This is a genomic window from Pseudomonas sp. IT-P294, assembly GCF_949767865.1.
Taxonomy (GTDB): Bacteria; Pseudomonadota; Gammaproteobacteria; order Pseudomonadales; family Pseudomonadaceae; genus Aquipseudomonas.
Genome location: NZ_CATKQW010000007.1, coordinates 107,774 through 122,335 on the forward strand (window position 1 = coordinate 107,774; position 14,562 = coordinate 122,335).

General features: G+C 60.4%; 16 protein-coding genes. 3 read left to right on the top strand and 13 right to left on the bottom strand.

Annotation, left to right across the window (positions count from 1 at the left end; translation table 11 throughout):
- Nucleotides 1-137: 137 nt before the first annotated feature.
- The 10 genes from ACM6I0_RS06105 to ACM6I0_RS06150 all read right to left on the bottom strand — a co-directional run bounded on the left by ACM6I0_RS06105 (nt 138) and on the right by ACM6I0_RS06150 (nt 7,785).
- Entirely contained in the window at nt 138-773 is a 636-nt protein-coding gene (locus tag ACM6I0_RS06105) for an NADH:ubiquinone oxidoreductase subunit N (protein ID WP_414921719.1), read from the bottom strand.
- A gap of 81 nt (nt 774-854) precedes the next feature.
- Nucleotides 855-2,303 carry an efflux transporter outer membrane subunit gene (locus ACM6I0_RS06110; protein WP_414921720.1) on the bottom strand — a complete coding sequence of 483 codons (1,449 nt, stop codon included), beginning with the start codon at nt 2,301-2,303 and terminating at the stop codon, nt 855-857.
- Nucleotides 2,300-3,187, bottom strand: coding sequence for an efflux RND transporter periplasmic adaptor subunit (locus ACM6I0_RS06115; protein WP_414921721.1), 888 nt, complete (start codon nt 3,185-3,187; stop codon nt 2,300-2,302). The genes ACM6I0_RS06110 and ACM6I0_RS06115 overlap by 4 nt, the downstream gene beginning before the upstream one ends.
- Nucleotides 3,184-3,393 carry a DUF1656 domain-containing protein gene (locus tag ACM6I0_RS06120; protein ID WP_008148151.1) on the bottom strand — a complete coding sequence of 70 codons (210 nt, stop codon included), beginning with the start codon at nt 3,391-3,393 and terminating at the stop codon, nt 3,184-3,186. The genes ACM6I0_RS06115 and ACM6I0_RS06120 overlap by 4 nt, the downstream gene beginning before the upstream one ends.
- Nucleotides 3,390-5,462, bottom strand: a complete 2,073-nt coding sequence (locus ACM6I0_RS06125) for an FUSC family protein (RefSeq protein ID WP_414921722.1) — start codon at nt 5,460-5,462, stop codon at nt 3,390-3,392. The genes ACM6I0_RS06120 and ACM6I0_RS06125 overlap by 4 nt, the downstream gene beginning before the upstream one ends.
- Nucleotides 5,459-5,887 carry a MarR family winged helix-turn-helix transcriptional regulator gene (locus tag ACM6I0_RS06130; RefSeq protein ID WP_414921723.1) on the bottom strand — a complete coding sequence of 143 codons (429 nt, stop codon included), beginning with the start codon at nt 5,885-5,887 and terminating at the stop codon, nt 5,459-5,461. The genes ACM6I0_RS06125 and ACM6I0_RS06130 overlap by 4 nt, the downstream gene beginning before the upstream one ends.
- Nucleotides 5,888-6,280: 393 nt before the next feature.
- Nucleotides 6,281-6,562, bottom strand: a complete 282-nt coding sequence (locus ACM6I0_RS06135) for a type II toxin-antitoxin system RelE family toxin (protein ID WP_414921724.1) — start codon at nt 6,560-6,562, stop codon at nt 6,281-6,283.
- Entirely contained in the window at nt 6,552-6,797 is a 246-nt protein-coding gene (locus tag ACM6I0_RS06140; protein WP_109627204.1) for a type II toxin-antitoxin system Phd/YefM family antitoxin, read from the bottom strand. Before ACM6I0_RS06140 ends, ACM6I0_RS06135 begins: the two co-directional genes overlap by 11 nt.
- 144 nt (nt 6,798-6,941) lie before the next feature.
- The gene (locus ACM6I0_RS06145; protein WP_414921725.1) at nt 6,942-7,187 is read right to left on the bottom strand and encodes a DUF2789 domain-containing protein; all 246 of its coding nucleotides are present in this window, start codon (nt 7,185-7,187) and stop codon (nt 6,942-6,944) included.
- Nucleotides 7,188-7,323: 136 nt separating this feature from the next.
- Nucleotides 7,324-7,785: an aminoacyl-tRNA deacylase gene (locus ACM6I0_RS06150; protein WP_285433317.1), complete on the bottom strand. Its 462-nt coding sequence runs from the start codon at nt 7,783-7,785 to the stop codon at nt 7,324-7,326.
- A 204-nt stretch (nt 7,786-7,989) separates the two neighbouring features.
- On the opposite strand from ACM6I0_RS06150, the gene ACM6I0_RS06155 reads away from it, so the two are divergent.
- The 3 genes from ACM6I0_RS06155 to ACM6I0_RS06165 all read left to right on the top strand — a co-directional run bounded on the left by ACM6I0_RS06155 (nt 7,990) and on the right by ACM6I0_RS06165 (nt 10,014).
- Nucleotides 7,990-8,523, top strand: a complete 534-nt coding sequence (locus ACM6I0_RS06155; RefSeq protein WP_414921726.1) for an NfeD family protein — start codon at nt 7,990-7,992, stop codon at nt 8,521-8,523.
- Nucleotides 8,524-8,525: 2 nt separating this feature from the next.
- Nucleotides 8,526-9,284 carry a slipin family protein gene (locus ACM6I0_RS06160; protein ID WP_090177155.1) on the top strand — a complete coding sequence of 253 codons (759 nt, stop codon included), beginning with the start codon at nt 8,526-8,528 and terminating at the stop codon, nt 9,282-9,284.
- 346 nt (nt 9,285-9,630) lie between these two features.
- Nucleotides 9,631-10,014, top strand: coding sequence for a DUF6124 family protein (locus ACM6I0_RS06165; RefSeq protein WP_259157463.1), 384 nt, complete (start codon nt 9,631-9,633; stop codon nt 10,012-10,014).
- Nucleotides 10,015-10,210: 196 nt separating this feature from the next.
- Here the strand turns inward: ACM6I0_RS06165 and cysC are convergent, their stop codons facing one another.
- From cysC to ACM6I0_RS06180, 3 genes are all read right to left on the bottom strand, one after another.
- Entirely contained in the window at nt 10,211-10,816 is a 606-nt protein-coding gene (cysC, locus tag ACM6I0_RS06170; RefSeq protein ID WP_414921727.1) for an adenylyl-sulfate kinase, read from the bottom strand.
- A complete protein-coding gene (locus ACM6I0_RS06175) occupies nt 10,800-12,314 on the bottom strand; it encodes a TolC family protein (protein ID WP_414921728.1) in 1,515 nt (504 codons plus the stop codon). The genes cysC and ACM6I0_RS06175 overlap by 17 nt, the downstream gene beginning before the upstream one ends.
- Before the next feature lie 40 nt (nt 12,315-12,354).
- On the bottom strand, nt 12,355-14,562 hold a 2,208-nt coding region (locus tag ACM6I0_RS06180; protein ID WP_414921729.1), incomplete at its 5' end, for an Ig-like domain-containing protein.

Consider the following 14,562-nt stretch of genomic DNA (forward strand, 5'->3'; position numbering starts at 1 on the left):
CTATGGACCGCATGCGGGGGTTGAGAGTTTCGGCGCACAGGAAATCGCTATCGCGGGCAAGCCCGCGCCCACAGGTTCGGTGCAATTCCTGTGGGAGCGGGCTTGCCCGCGATAGCGTCGGTTCAGGCGAAATCAATTCAGGAATATTGGACCTCAATCTCATCCAACTGATGATCAAAACTTTTCAGCCGCGCCGTCCACGTATACACCAGCACTTCAAAATCCCGATTGATCACCGCCCCGCCCGTGACTTCCGCGCGTGGATCGCAGAAGTCCAGCTGATAGCGTTCACGGGCCATGGCAGCCGCCACGTCGGAGAGTTCACGGGCATTATTGAGCCAGTGCCTGCCGTCGTCAGAAACTTGTTTGTCCAGTTCAAGGCATTGCTTTTTCAAGGTCTCGAGGCTTTTTTCCAGCGGCGTGCCGGTGAGTTCACCCATGACTTCCTGGAACGTGCGCCCCGGTTGCCAGTAGCTGCCCCAGAAATACCGGTCAAACACCGTTTCGACCCGACGCAAAGCCACCTTGGTGTCCCAGATCAGCACCAGCGTCTTGCCTTGTTCGAGTTGTCTTTTTTTGATGCGCTGGCCCTGGACAGAAGCCCAGGCCACCACGACGATTGCCATCGCGGCAATCAGCGCGGATGCGCTGTCGAGAAACACCAGAGCCTTGTCGATCTGGTGGGACAGCATGACGCCGTAAAAATAGGTGGCCGACAGCAAAACCAATGCCGTGATAGCGCACCAGAAGCCGGGAGCATAAGGGTTTTTCATTATTAGATCCCCATGACCAACGCGAGCCTTGATCGATGAAGTCGACGCGCGACTTCATCATTTCAAAGCATAGCAACGGCCTCAGGGTTTGCTGGTGTTCGTGCCTTGCGTTCGTCCGCTTTCCCAACCGCCGCCCAAGGCGAGGAACAAATCGATCTGGCTCATCGCAACTTGCGTGTTGGCGGAAGCCAGTTGCGCCCGCACATCGGTGTAGGTGCGGGTCGCTTGCAGGTCAGCCAGAAACGACGCGCGGCCGGCCTGGAAGAAGCGGTGGGTCTGGTCGGCGGCCAGTTGCGCCGATTGTTCGGCGTCGGCCAACGCATCGCGACGTTGCAACAGCGCGGAATACTGCGCCAGGCTGGTCTGGGCCTCGCGGATGGCGTTGAGCACCACGCCGTCGAAATGCGCCAGCGTGCCCTGGGTCGTCGCCTCCGCCTCGCGGATTCGCGCCCGGGAGCCGTTGGACGGCACGGTCCAACTCAGCAACGGCCCGAAGCCCCAGCGATTGGTCGACGGTTTGCCGAGGTTCTCCAGAATGCCGACAGTGCCGACGGTCGCACCGATGCTGATGTCGGGGTACAACTCGCCCGTGGCGATACCAATGCCGGCGGTCGCTGCGGCCAGTCGACGTTCGGCCTGACGCACGTCAGGGCGGCGTTTGAGCAAAGTGGCGCCGTCACCGACCGGCAACAATTGGGTAATTTTCGGCAATTCGGCGCAGGTGGCGGTGCCGGCGGGCAATTGGTCGAGCGGTTTGGCCAACAGCATCGACAAGCGGAACAACCCGGCCTGCCGCGCGGCCTCATAACGCGGCATGTCGGCGCGCAAGGATTTGAATTGGGTTTGCGAGCGAGTGACCTGGGTTTCATCGCCGCGCCCGGCATCACGCAGACGCTGGATCAGCGTCGTGCCCTGGGCTTGCAGATCGAGGGAATGCTGGGCAATTTCCCGCTCTTCGTTGGCCGCGCACACCTGGGTGTAGGCCCGGACCACATCGGCGACCAACGTAATGCGTGCCGTATCGGCGGCCGCTTGTGTCGCATCGGCATTGGCCTTGGCGGCTTCGATACCGCGTTGCAGCGTGCCGAACAGGTCGAATTGATACGAGGTGGTAATGCCGATGTCGCCGACGTTGGCCACCGGCACTTTCTCCGGTATCAAAAAGGCTTCGCCAGACTCCTGCAGACGCTGGGCGCCCATCTTCACACCGCCACTCCAGCCACCGGCCGCTTGCGCCTCATCGACTTGAGCGCGAGCTCGGGAAAGGCTCGCCGCCGCAACGCGTAGATCAGTGTTGGTGGCCATCGCCTGCTGGACCAATTGGTCCAGGCGCGGATCCTGATACAAGCGCCACCAATCGGCGGGCACCGGGGCGGAAACGACATTTTTGCCGTCCACCGCCAGGTCACCCTGCAGATCTTCACGGTGGATGGCCGCCTCGTCCGGCAAATGATAATCCGGCCCGACCACCTGACAGGCCGACAGCAACAAACCTAATCCGGCGACCGCCAAACCCGAGGCCCTGCTCATTTCGCGGGCTCCTGCGACTGGTCATCGATGATCGATACGGTGGCGGTCCGGCCAGCGATCATGCGGAAATCCGCCGGCACGTCGTCGAAGGCAATCCGCACCGGAATCCGCTGGGCCAGTCGCACCCAACTGAAGGCCGGATTGACGTTGGGCAGCAGGTTGCTGCCGCTGCTGCGGTCACGGTCCTCGATGCCGGCGACGATGCTTTCCACATGGCCGCGCAGGCGTGCGCGGTCGCCGATCACTCGAATGTCGACACCCTGGCCAACATGAATGCCGTCCAGTTTGGTTTCTTCGAAATAGCCGTCGATGTGGAACGAATTGCTGTCCACCACCGACAACACCGGGCGCCCGGCCGTGACGAACTCCTGCGCCCGCGGCGCACGGTCGTTGATGTAACCGTCCACCGGGCTGCGGATGGTCGAGCGGTCGAGGTTGAGCTGGGCGCTGTCCACGGCCACCTGGGCTTCCATCAACGCCACTTCGGCGCGGGCCACCCGCGACTGGCTCTCTTCCAGTTGCTCGCCGGGCACCAGATTGCCCAGGCCACGGTTACGCTTGGCTTCGCGCTGCGCCTGGGCCAGGGTTTCCTGACGGTCGGCCACGGCCGCCTTGGCTTGGCGCAGGGCCAGCTTGAAACGGTCCTGATCGATGCTGAACAGCACCTGGCCGCGCTTCACCAGTTGGTTGTCGCGCACCGCCACTTGCTGGATCAGACCGGATACGTCCGGGGCGATCTGCACGATGTCGGCACGGATGTGCCCGTCCCGCGTCCACGGGGCGAACATGTAATACATCACCATGCGCCAGACCACGACGACGGCGAAGCTCACGATCAGCAGGGTCAGGACTACGCGACCCAGGGTCAAAAAAGGTTTTTTCATGTCATCAGGTATCGACTGAGTGAGTCCACGGCGCCGAGCAGCAAGGCGTAGAGAGCCACGTTGAACAATGCCCGGTGCCAGACCAGACGGTAAAAGTGCAGGCGCGTCAGCAACCCGTGCACCAACAGGAACAACACATACGTAATGCCCATCAGCACCAGCAGCGTGGGCAGGAAGACCCCGCTGATATCCAGGTCACCGATCATAAAGGCGCTCCATCAATGCCATGGGGAAGCGGTTCTTCGAGTTCACCGGCGCTGACGAATTCAACACCGGGCAGCAAGGCCAGACGCAAACCGCTCAATGCGTGCAGCAAGTGCAGGCGCGCGCCGTCATCGCAGTCGGTATTGAGCGCGCGGCGGGCGCGGTCGAGGGTCATCAGCAGCGGGCTCGGGGCCGGCAATCGCTCCCCAGCCTTCAAACACGCCTTGAAGTACTCGCCGACCTCGGCCACCACTTGATGCAGCAACGCTTGCGGCGCGCCGACCACGCGCGGCGTGTAAGCGAGCAAGTCGAGCACGTTCAAGGCCACACGCACTTCCCGCAGCGCAATACCCGTGTCTTGCCCGGTCATAGCCAGGCGCGGCAGATGTTGCATCAGTCGATCGAGCATCTGCACGCCAAGGTGCCGGTGTTCGGCTAGCGACGCCGGTTCGCTGAGGCTGACGATGTCGCGCCAGCTGAAACGCGTCAGGCGCTTGGCCGCCAGTTCCGCCCCGAACGGCCGGGCGATCAGGGTCCAGACGAACGCGAACAGCAAGCCGACCGGGCCGGCGAGGTTGGAGTTGGCGAAGCTGAGGAAATCCGCGTCGTAGGCACCCTGAATACTGATGAAGGACGACGTGTTGACGAGGGTCAGGAGCATGCCCAGATAAAATTGCGGCTTGACCGTTAGCGTGCCGATGCAAATGAACGGCACCGAAAATGCCAGCACCAGCATCGGGAAGTCATGCAGGTTGGGCAGGACCAGAAACAGGTAGAGGCTGGCGAACAGCACCGACATCGCGGTCCAGAAAAAGAACCGGAAAATCTGCGGCGCCGGGTCGTCCATCGAAGCGAAGAAGCTGCACGCCACCGCCGCCAGAATCACCGCTGCACCGCCGTCGGTCCAGCCGAGCAGAATCCACAGTACCGAGGCGACGATGATCGCCGTCACCGTGGACGCCGCCGAATAGAGCATCAGCCCTCGGTCGAGAAATGGCGATAGGCGACCCAGGCGCCAATGCCGATACACCGCACGCCAGCTGTCCTGGCTTTCGCACTGAATCGCCTGTTGCAGGCTGCGGCAGTCTTGCCACACGTCGATCCACTCGCCGAGGCGATACAACGCGTTGGAAAACAGCAGCTGCTTGCGATCATCCAACGCTTCGGCGGACGGTTGCAGCGCCTCGAGTCGGTCTTTCAGCGCCTGCCAACGGCCGATGTCAGCATCCTTGTGATCGAGCCATTCGGTGGTCGCGGTGAGCGCCGGCGCGAACTTATCCACAAGCTCGGGTGTACGTCGTTCGAGCGCATACAACGCGTCATCAAGGGCATCGATCACGGGCAGCAAGTGAATCATTCGCCCGCGCAATTCCTTGGTATTGCGCACCGTCTGTGGCCGCGCGCCCTCGTGGGGCAACTGACCGATCATCAATTCCAGGCTGTTGAAGGTCGCGACCATCGCCGAGCGCAAGGCACTGACTTCGTCCGGTTGTACGTTGCGGCTGAGGAAACGCTGGCTGTACGTCGAGGCGTCGGCGAACCACTTGCTCACCGAATCGTTGAACACGGGGGCCAGCCGTCGAGGCCAGAACATCGCGCCGACCACCGCCGCCACCGCGATGCCGAGGAAAATTTCTTCGGTTCGCGCTTCAGCCACATCCCACACCGCCAACGGGTTATCCACCACCGGCAAGGCGATCAACGGCAAGGTGTAGCCGGCGAGCATCAGCGCATAACTGTTGGCCGTACGCAGATGCAGGGACAGGAACAGCAACGTCCCGGTCCACAGCGCGATCACCACCACCAGCACATAGGGACTCTGGACGAACATCGGCACAAAAAAAACCGCAGCCGCCGCACCGAGAAAGGTGCCGACGGCGCGGTATAGCGCCTTGGAACTGGTAGGACCGACGAACGGGCTGGAAACGATGTACACGGTCGCCATCGCCCAATACGGACGCGGCATTTGCATAAGCATGGCGATGTACAGCGCAATCATCGACGCCGCGAACGTGCGCACCCCGTAGAACCAGTCCCGTGCTGGAGGAACGCCAGTGAAAAATCCGCTCAAGGGTTGGCCACCGACGGCGCATTGGCCGCTTCAAACGCTTTCAATACCCGCAGCGTAGCTTCCAGATCACTCTGGTCGATCCCTTCAAGCACTTCATGACGCAGGCGCACCAGCTCCACTTCAACCGCCTGCACCAAGTCCCGGCCGGTTTGCGTCAGGCTCAGGCACTTGGCGCGCCGGTCATGGACGTCTTCGGTGCGACAGACATAGCCGGCGTGACACAACTGATCGAGCAGACGCACCAGCGACGGACTCTCCATCCCCGCCGCTTGCGCCACCGTCACCTGCCGAACGCCCTCGCCCAAACGCCCAATCATCAGCAACGGGACGGCGCAGGCTTCGGAAATTCCATAGTTGACCAGCGTGGTCTGGCAGATCTTTCGCCAATGCCTGGCGGCCACCACCATGGAGCTGCTGATGTTCATCTGGAGAGCGTCGAGGGTTTTCGGCACGAGGAGAAACACACTGTTAGTTTGCTAACTATCAATATCGCATTGGAAGGGAAAGTTGGTCAAGTTTTGAAACAAATTGGTGGCCATGGCTCATGACTAGCTTCGGCAGGAATCGCAGCAGCATTCGAAACTGCGTAACGATTTCTACCGGACTGAAACTCACTCAATTACTAAAACTCCTGCAGCAGTGTTTGAAAACACCCTGGATTCTGCGGAATCAAAGGAATACCGCACTTTCCTGCGAAGGAAAGTGGACTCAGCACGGCTATCAAAACGTCAAGGCCAATACTTCGGTCATGACGAGATCGAAACAGAGTTTGTCGCCAGGCGGGCACTGGCGGCGGAATAGAAAGATCGGAAAGCCTATTAACGTTTCTTGGCCCGGTCGTAAACAGCGCTGCGTTCACGCTTACCCACTGCCACCACGGAAACGACCACACGTTCATCAATAACTTCGTACACCAACCTGTACCCCGATGAGCGCAATTTGATTTTGTAGCAGTCAGGCATTCCATGTAGTGAGTCTGACGGTACTCGCGGGAGCTGAAGTCGCTCAGCCAGTTTCTCCTTGAATTGATCGCGCCACGTATGACCTAGTTTGTCCCACTCCTTGCGTGCGGACGGCAGGAACTCAAGCTTATAGGTCATCCAGGTTTACCGGCACCGGTGTCTCATGCCTGCGAGAGCGAACAATTTCCGCCAGTTCAAGATCATCGAGTCGCTCCATCATGCACTCGAAAACATCGGCCGGAACCATGTAGCCCATGACGCGATTGTGATTTAGCACCGCCACAGGCCCTCCATGGGCGCCGTTTAGTACCGCGGATGGATTTTTCTTCAACTCAGACACGCTGACAGCGATGTCGGCCAGAACATTTTGCATAATTAAGACCTCAATTCAGGTCTAGATGCTGGTCCATTCACGTTTCATGAGCAACCTAGAAAAAACTCTAAAATTGGATTTTTCCTCAGTTTTTTTACCGCCCACCAGTTTTTTTTACATTTCGCCATTTTTCCCCGGATTTTTTTACACCCCCCGCCCCTTCCTCAACATCACATCCAGTTGATCCACCACCTCCGCCCAATCCGCGTCATCCAGAATCTCCTCCCGCAATAACTGCGCTTGGCTCTCGCTCCAGAAAAATGCATCCGCCAGATGCAGTTCGGGCTTGAGCGGTGAATGGGTGGCGATGAATTGGTCGATGCTGACCGGGTCGCTGGCCAGGCCGAGTTGTTTGAACAGGGATGGAAGGCTATGGATTGGGGATTCCATGGATGGCTCCTTTTTTGGCAAATGATTGGGTGACTGCTTTGCAGTCAATCGCGGGCAAGCCACGCTCCCACAGGATTGCGAAAGCCTGTGGGAGCGTGGCTTGCTCGCGATGACGGTATCACTGATGCCGCAAAACTCATTGGCTCAACTCACGCACCTCGGCATGCGGCACCATTTTCAGGAACTGCGGCATGTCCATGTGCAGCAGATTGGTGTGGTTGCCGGCTTCCAGGTAAATGTCTTTCTGGCGGGTCAACAGCGGGTCGATGACCACATCAAGTCCATAGGACTCGCCCAGGGCTGGCACAGCGCCGCGTTCACAATCATCAAACAGATGCGGCAGATTGCTTTCCCGGGAGACCTGCCATTCGCCACTGCTGCGCACTTTGCTCAGGTCCAGGTGACGACTGGCTGGCAGCACCGCCATCAAGAAATGCCCGTGTTGATCGTCGAGGATCACCGACTTGGCCACCCGTTCGGCAGGAATGCCCGCCAGCCGCGCAGTTTCAAGGCTGCTGGCCGAGTGAGGATGGGAAACGATGTCATATTCGCAGTGCGCCTTGTCCAGGCTGTTCTGCACGGTTCTTGCCATACGCATGATGCACCTCGGTGTCCGCAACAACGTTTGGCGGACAATGATTAACCCTTTTACACCCTTAAAAGTTTAGGCCCGCCGGGGCTATCCGGTGGGAAATCTGCTCGTCGGCAGACGTCTAAATTTGATCAAAAATCGTACAGCCAACCGCTCAGCTAGACTGTATACAGAACACCACAGAACACCCTGACTCTCCCGGAGGGTCACGTGAACACTCGTTGCTGTTTCGTTGCGTTGCTGCTGGCCTTGAGCGGATCGGTTTTCGCCGCCGACACCGTCGTGCTCCTGGTTCCCAACCCCATCGGGATCTGGCTGATCACGTTCGGCATTGCGTTTCTGATCGCCGAGGCAGCCTTGCCCAATTACGGCGTGATCGGTCTGGGCGGCATCGCGATGTTCGTGATTGGCGCAATCATTCTGACCAACACCGAGGTGCCTGTGCCGTTGATGATCGGCCTGGGATTGATCAGTGCGCTGCTGCTGATTTACCTGCTGATCCGCGCCCTGAAAACCCGGCCGCGCCACGCCGTCACTGGCGATGCCGAGTTGCTGGGCAGCGTGACGGCAGTCACATCGCTGCAGGCCGACAGCGCTTGCAACGGCTGGGTGCACCTGCAAGGAGAACAGTGGCAAGTATTCAGCGCCACCCCGCTGCAACCCGGTCAAAAGGTCCGGGTGGTGGGCCGCAAGGGATTACTGCTGCAAGTGGCCGCGGCTGACGCGGCGCCGGGTGGAGAATAACCATGGGCCTGCAATTGGGTTTTGCCGCGCTGCTGTTACTGGTGATCGCGCTGGCGGGATCGACCTTTCGCATCCTGCGCGAATACGAGCGCGGGGTGGTGTTCCAGCTTGGGCGCTTCTGGCAGGTCAAAGGCCCTGGTCTGATTCTGTTGATTCCGGTGGTCCAGCAAATGGTCCGGGTCGACCTGCGCACTATCGTGCTCGACGTACCGCCACAAGACGTGATCACCCGCGACAACGTTTCGGTCAAGGTCAACGCCGTGCTGTATTTCCGCGTGCTCGACCCACAGAAAGCCATCATCCAGGTCGAAGACTTCCTCATGGCCACCAGCCAACTGGCGCAGACCACGTTGCGCGCCGTGCTCGGTAAACATGAACTCGATGAACTGCTGGCCGAGCGCGAACGCCTGAACATCGACATCCAGCAAGTGCTCGACGCCCAGACCGATGCCTGGGGCATCAAGGTCGCGAACGTCGAGATCAAGCACGTCGACCTCAACGAATCGATGATCCGCGCCATCGCCAAACAAGCCGAGGCCGAACGGGAACGTCGGGCCAAGGTGATTCACGCCGAAGGTGAATTGCAGGCCTCGGAAAAACTCATGCAGGCCGCAGAAATGCTCGGCCGCCAGCCGGGGGCGATGCAGTTGCGTTACATGCAGACGCTGAGTTCGATAGCCGGGGACAAGAGTTCGACCATTGTCTTTCCGCTGCCGATCGAGCTGCTCAAGGGGATGGCGGATTTGTCGGGTAAATCCTGACTTTCTGCGCGAACACCAACGTCCGGTAGCTGCGTCGGAGATTTCCTTCAAGTTGTAGTGGTGTTGGTGAAGTTGTTACCGCCCAAAGCCGGGGCTAGTCTGGCCTTGTCACTGAATAAACGGTGACACGGACGTGCAAGTCCGACGAAACTGTTTAGGTCGCAATTGCCCTATCTCTCAATGAGTTTTTACAGGCTCATTGCTTTATGGCGGCTGCGCGCAGGAGATCCTCGGATCTGCTGGGTGTCCTAAACAGTCCCGGTCTTGCACACCTGCGCACGGCCGCCACCCCATTCGCGTGCAAGCGAACGGTGACGGCTCCAACTTACTGTTTAGGGTGTTTTATATGATCAAAGTAACTCCGAATCCGCCAGCTGACCCTGGCACCGATTCTGAAGAATCTCTCGAAGCCGAAAAACTCAAAGAAGCCGCCGACCGCGCCTTCGCCCACTACTTCCCCCCGACCGCCGAAAAACCAGCCAAGCGCCGCAAAGGCCATCTCTTCACTGTCTCTGCCGACATCGACACCGAATCCCTACTGGCCAACGCCTCCGAAGACCTGCTGTCGATCAGCGCCATTGCGGCCGATCTGGCGGACGATGTCGACGGCACGCGGCGCTCGGTGGCCCTGGCGCTTAGCCGCATGGCTGATGGTGTGCAATTGCTTGTCGAACGAGCGCTGGATCATTGGGAGGCGTTGCAAATGGAGAAGGCTCAAACCAAGGTTTAGCCGGGTAGATTGGTGGTGAATTGACCACCGTCATCGCGAGCAGGCTCGCTCCCACAATTGATTTTCAGCGAACACAACCTTGGTGTACGACCAAAATTCAATGTGGGAGCGAGCTTGCCCGCGATGGCGTCAGTAAAGTCGATACATGGCTTGGCAACTGCCACACTCTCATTCAAGCGCGAGCAGGCCGCTCGACTCATCGTTTCGGCAGCACCGCGCATTCGCCGAGCCAAGTCAGCAAGCGTTCGAGGCACGCTTCAACCGATAGCACGCCGGTGTCGAGCACCAAGGCAGCCGACGGCGGTGTTTCATAGGGCGCCGATACGCCGGTAAATCCCGCCAGATCACCGCGACGTGCCCGGGCATAGTGCCCTTTGGGATCGCGCTGCTCGCACACCGCCAACGAAGCGCTACACCAGACTTCGCGGTAGTCCTCGCCCAGACGCCTGGCGAACACTTCACGCAGTTCAACAAGCGGCGCGATCATGGCGAGGATGACGACTTGCCCGTTCGCTACCAACAGCGCCGCCACTTCACTGGCCCGGCGAATGTTCTCCAGACGATCGCTGTCGGTAAAACCCAGGTCGCGATTGAGCCCCACCCGCAGCCCGTCGCCATCGAGCACCAGGCTCTGCACGCCGCGCTCGAACAGTTCGGCGTGCAACGCCTGCGCCAGCGTTGACTTGCCCGCCGCCGGCAAACCGGTCAGCAAAATCGCTGTACCGTGATGACCATTACGCACCTCACGCTGCTCGCGGCTGATGCTCGCCGTCGGCGCGCGCAGATTATTGGACCGGGGCATGGGTCACCGGCATGCTGATATCGCCCGACGCCCATGCCGCCTCGCGGTTGGCCAATGCGGTGGCGATGGATTGGACTTCAGTGGATTGCACTTCGTCCGGCATCGGGTCGAGGCCGGCACTGGCGAAAATCTGACCATAGGCGTTACGCAGATCGGCATAGGACAGGTCACGGCGCAAATCCGCCTGCAACGTATTCAATTCGCCCTGAATCAGGTCCAGTTCACCGAGGCTCGCTGCCTGATGACGGTTTCGCAACTGTCCGAGAATCTGCCCGTCGATGCTCGACAATTCCTGATTGGTCTGGAACTGATGCAGTGCCTCCTGATAGTTGGCGTTGGCCACGTAGAGCTGGGCCAGCACGGCGATGGACATGGCCTGACGGCGCGCCTTGGCGACTTCTTCGCCCGCCTTGGCCACGTTGATCGCGGCCGGTGCGGAGATCACGTTGAACAGGTTCCAGGTCAGCTTGACCCCGTAGTCGGCCCACTTGTCATTGACCAGAAACGAGTTGCTGTCGTAATGCCCGCCCGCCGAAAACTCCAGCCCCGGCAACAATCGCAGCATGGCTTTACGGGTTTCGGCGGTGCTGATGCGGGTTTGGTAATCCTGCTCGCGCAGCTCCGGACGGCTGGCCAGGGCTTCGTGTTCCAGGCTGGCCATGCCGACCTTCAATTGCGGTATCGAGTAATCATCCGGAGTCGCCAGTTTCAGATCGGTGCCCATCGGCAGATTGATCAGGGTCGCCAGTTCGGTTTTGGCCAACGACAAGGCCCGGCGCTGTTCCTGCAACTGACGGGTCGCCTCGATCAACGAGCGCTGATAACCCAGCGCCTGGACCGGATCGCCGATGCGTTGGGTGCTCATGCTTTGGCTGTTGCTACGCGCCGTATCGACCCGGGCCATCAGGCTGTCGATCTGCGTGAGCAGACGCTCGGCGGCCACCGCTCGCCAATAGGCCGAGCGCACATCCTGGACGATGGTGTTGATCACCTTGCGCCGGCGTTCCTGCACGATCAGTCGCTGGTCGCCCTGCTGCTTGGCGCTGATGTAACTGACGCCGAAGTCGAGGACGTTCCACACCATGGTCAGGTCGGCCACTCGGCGGTCACGGTCCTGGGAGGTCGAAGGTTCCAGGGATTGGGTGCCGGTGAGCACGCTCTGGCTGCTGGAGGCACCCTGGTTGTTGCGCCCGACATAGCCGGCGTCGAGAGCCATGCGCGGCAGCATGTCGAAGCTGGCGAGGTCAAGTTGGCGCTTGGCCAAGGCCTCTTCCATGATCTTGAGCCGGCCTTCGAGGTTGTACTTCACCGCGCGGGCCATGGCCTGGTGCAAGGTCAACGGCCCGTTGAGCGGCTCCTGACCGGTGTACATGGTTTGCATATCGCTTTTGGCACGTTGCTCACTGACGCTACGTTCAATCGGCTCACTTTTGACCGCACATCCGCTGACCGCCAGCGCCAGCAGGCTGGCGCCGAACAACTTCTGACTTCTATTCATCCTTGACTGCCCCTGGATTGCGCATAGTTTTTAAGATTATTCAGGCCTGCATTTCGCTGATGCCGACCTGTTTCAACGCCGCCGCCAAGCGGTCGACCTGCCGTTGCTCGGTGTCTGTGAGCTGTTGCAGTTGCTGGTTCAGGGTCAACGCGCCAAACACGCCGCGCAGCCCTTGGGAAGCATCCCCGCCCTTGATCGAATGATTGCCAAAGCTGTTCAGCGAATCCCGTTCGCTGGCGGTGTCCTGATTGAACAGACTCGACAAGGTGCTGGTGCTGAACACCCCGCCATCGCCGCCGCCAAAACCGAGGAAACCGTGGCCCGTGCCATCGCCACCGCTCTCGCTGCTGCTGAATACCTGTGCAATGAAGCTTGGCGACAGCGCGCCGTGATTCATGAAAATGTCGCCCAGCGGCCGGATGCCGTTGCCGATCACCCGGTCTTCGAACAACGGCGCAAACGTCAGCGGCGAGGCCAGCGCGCCGGTTGGCGCGGCGAAGATCACCGGTTGCAGTGGCACTTGCGGCTGGTCGAGTACGGCCACCGGTTGCGAGATGCGGAACTCCGGATCCGGCGCCACCACCACAACCGTCGTCGACGGTGCCGACACGGTGTTGATCGCGTAGCCGTTCGATTGGCTGGTGCCGCTGCCGGCGTTACCCGAACCGTCCGTGACGCCCGCGACGTTCAGGCTGATCGCGTTATTGGCGTTGCTGACGTTGCCGGTCGGCGTCAGCAGCGCGGTCCAGGTTTTGCCACCGTCGTTGCTCGACAGGTTGGACAAAGTGCCGTTGGCCACGCTGACGTCGGACAGGTCGAAACCGCTCACCGCTTCATTGAAGGTGAAGGTCACCAGTGACGTCTGGCCCACACCCAGGTTCGGGTTGGCCACGACGACTGTGGCCGTCGGCCTCTCGCCGTCGATCACGTAGTTGTTGGACACCGCCACGCCATCGCCGGCGTTGCCCGCCAGGTCACTGACGTTGCTGGTGTCCAGGGCAATGAAGTTGCTCGGGTCGCTGATGTTGGCGGTCGGGGTGAATGTAGCGGTCCAGGTCTTGCCACCGTCGCTGCTGGCCAGGTTGGTCAGCTCGCCATTGGTGACGCTGAGGTCCGACAGGTCGAAATTGTTCACCACTTCGCTGAAGGTGATCGTCACCAGTGTGGTCTGGCCCATGCCCAGGTTCGGGTTGGCGACCACGATGGTGGCGGTCGGGCGGGTGGCGTCGAGGGCGTAGTTGTTGGAGATCGCGATCCCGGCGCCGGCGTTGCCTGCAGCGTCCGCCACGTTGCTGCTGTCGAGCAGGATCAGGTTGGTGGTGTCGTTGATATTGGCCGTCGGGGTCAGGGTCGCCGTCCAGGTTTTGCCGCCGTCACTGCTGAGCAGGTTGGACAGGTTGCCGTTGGCGACGCTGAGGTCCGACAGGTCGAAACCGGATACCGCTTCGGTAAAGGTAATCGTGACCGTGGTCGTCTCGCCGATGCCCAAGCGGTTGTCCGCCACGACGATGGTCGCGGTCGGCCGCGCCGTGTCGATGGCATAGTTGTTGGAATCGGTCACGCCCACGCCGCTGTTGCCCGAACCGTTGACCACGCCGGTGTTGTCCAGGGTAATCAGGTTGGTCGCGTCGGTGATGGCGCTGGTCGGCGTAAACGTCGCTGTCCAGGTGATGCCGCCGTCGCTACTGCTCACCGCAGTGAGCGTACCGTTGGCGATGGTCAGGTCGGCGTTGGTGAAACCGCTGACGGCTTCGCTGAAGGTGATGGTCACCCCGGAGGTTTCACCGGCCTTCAGGGCGTTGTCGGCGACCACAATGGTTGCGGTCGGCACGCTGGTTTCCACCACGTAGTTGGCGGAATCGGTGGTGCCTGCGCCCGCGTTGCCGGCCACATCCGCGACGCCGGCGTTGTTCAGGGTGATGACGTTTGTTGCGTCGGTCACACCGAGGGTCGGCGTGAAATTCGCGGTCCAGGTGATGCCGCCGTCGCTGCTGCTCACCGCACTCAACGTACCATTGGCAATCGTCAGGTCGCTGTTGTCGAAACCGCTCACTGCCTCACTGAAGGTGATGGTCACCAGAGAGGTTTCGCCCGGTTTCAGAGTGGTATCGCTCAACACGATGGTGGCAGTGGGGCGTTGACTGTCGATGGCGTAATTGTTGGAATCGGTGGTACCCGAGCCAGCGTTGCCGGCCAGGTCCGCGATCCCGGTGTTGTTCAGGGTGATCAGGTTGGTCGCGTCGTTGAT

Coding starts and splice junctions, on each gene's coding strand:
- ACM6I0_RS06105 (WP_414921719.1), bottom strand. CDS start 773: ATGAAAAACCCTTATGCTCCCGGCTTCTGGTGCGCTATCACGGCATTG.
- ACM6I0_RS06110 (WP_414921720.1), bottom strand. CDS start 2,303: ATGAGCAGGGCCTCGGGTTTGGCGGTCGCCGGATTAGGTTTGTTGCTG.
- ACM6I0_RS06115 (WP_414921721.1), bottom strand. CDS start 3,187: ATGAAAAAACCTTTTTTGACCCTGGGTCGCGTAGTCCTGACCCTGCTG.
- ACM6I0_RS06120 (WP_008148151.1), bottom strand. CDS start 3,393: ATGATCGGTGACCTGGATATCAGCGGGGTCTTCCTGCCCACGCTGCTG.
- ACM6I0_RS06130 (WP_414921723.1), bottom strand. CDS start 5,887: ATGAACATCAGCAGCTCCATGGTGGTGGCCGCCAGGCATTGGCGAAAG.
- ACM6I0_RS06135 (WP_414921724.1), bottom strand. CDS start 6,562: ATGACCTATAAGCTTGAGTTCCTGCCGTCCGCACGCAAGGAGTGGGAC.
- ACM6I0_RS06140 (WP_109627204.1), bottom strand. CDS start 6,797: ATGCAAAATGTTCTGGCCGACATCGCTGTCAGCGTGTCTGAGTTGAAG.
- ACM6I0_RS06145 (WP_414921725.1), bottom strand. CDS start 7,187: ATGGAATCCCCAATCCATAGCCTTCCATCCCTGTTCAAACAACTCGGC.
- ACM6I0_RS06150 (WP_285433317.1), bottom strand. CDS start 7,785: ATGCGTATGGCAAGAACCGTGCAGAACAGCCTGGACAAGGCGCACTGC.
- ACM6I0_RS06160 (WP_090177155.1), top strand. CDS start 8,526: ATGGGCCTGCAATTGGGTTTTGCCGCGCTGCTGTTACTGGTGATCGCG.
- ACM6I0_RS06165 (WP_259157463.1), top strand. CDS start 9,631: ATGATCAAAGTAACTCCGAATCCGCCAGCTGACCCTGGCACCGATTCT.
- cysC (WP_414921727.1), bottom strand. CDS start 10,816: ATGCCCCGGTCCAATAATCTGCGCGCGCCGACGGCGAGCATCAGCCGC.
- ACM6I0_RS06175 (WP_414921728.1), bottom strand. CDS start 12,314: ATGAATAGAAGTCAGAAGTTGTTCGGCGCCAGCCTGCTGGCGCTGGCG.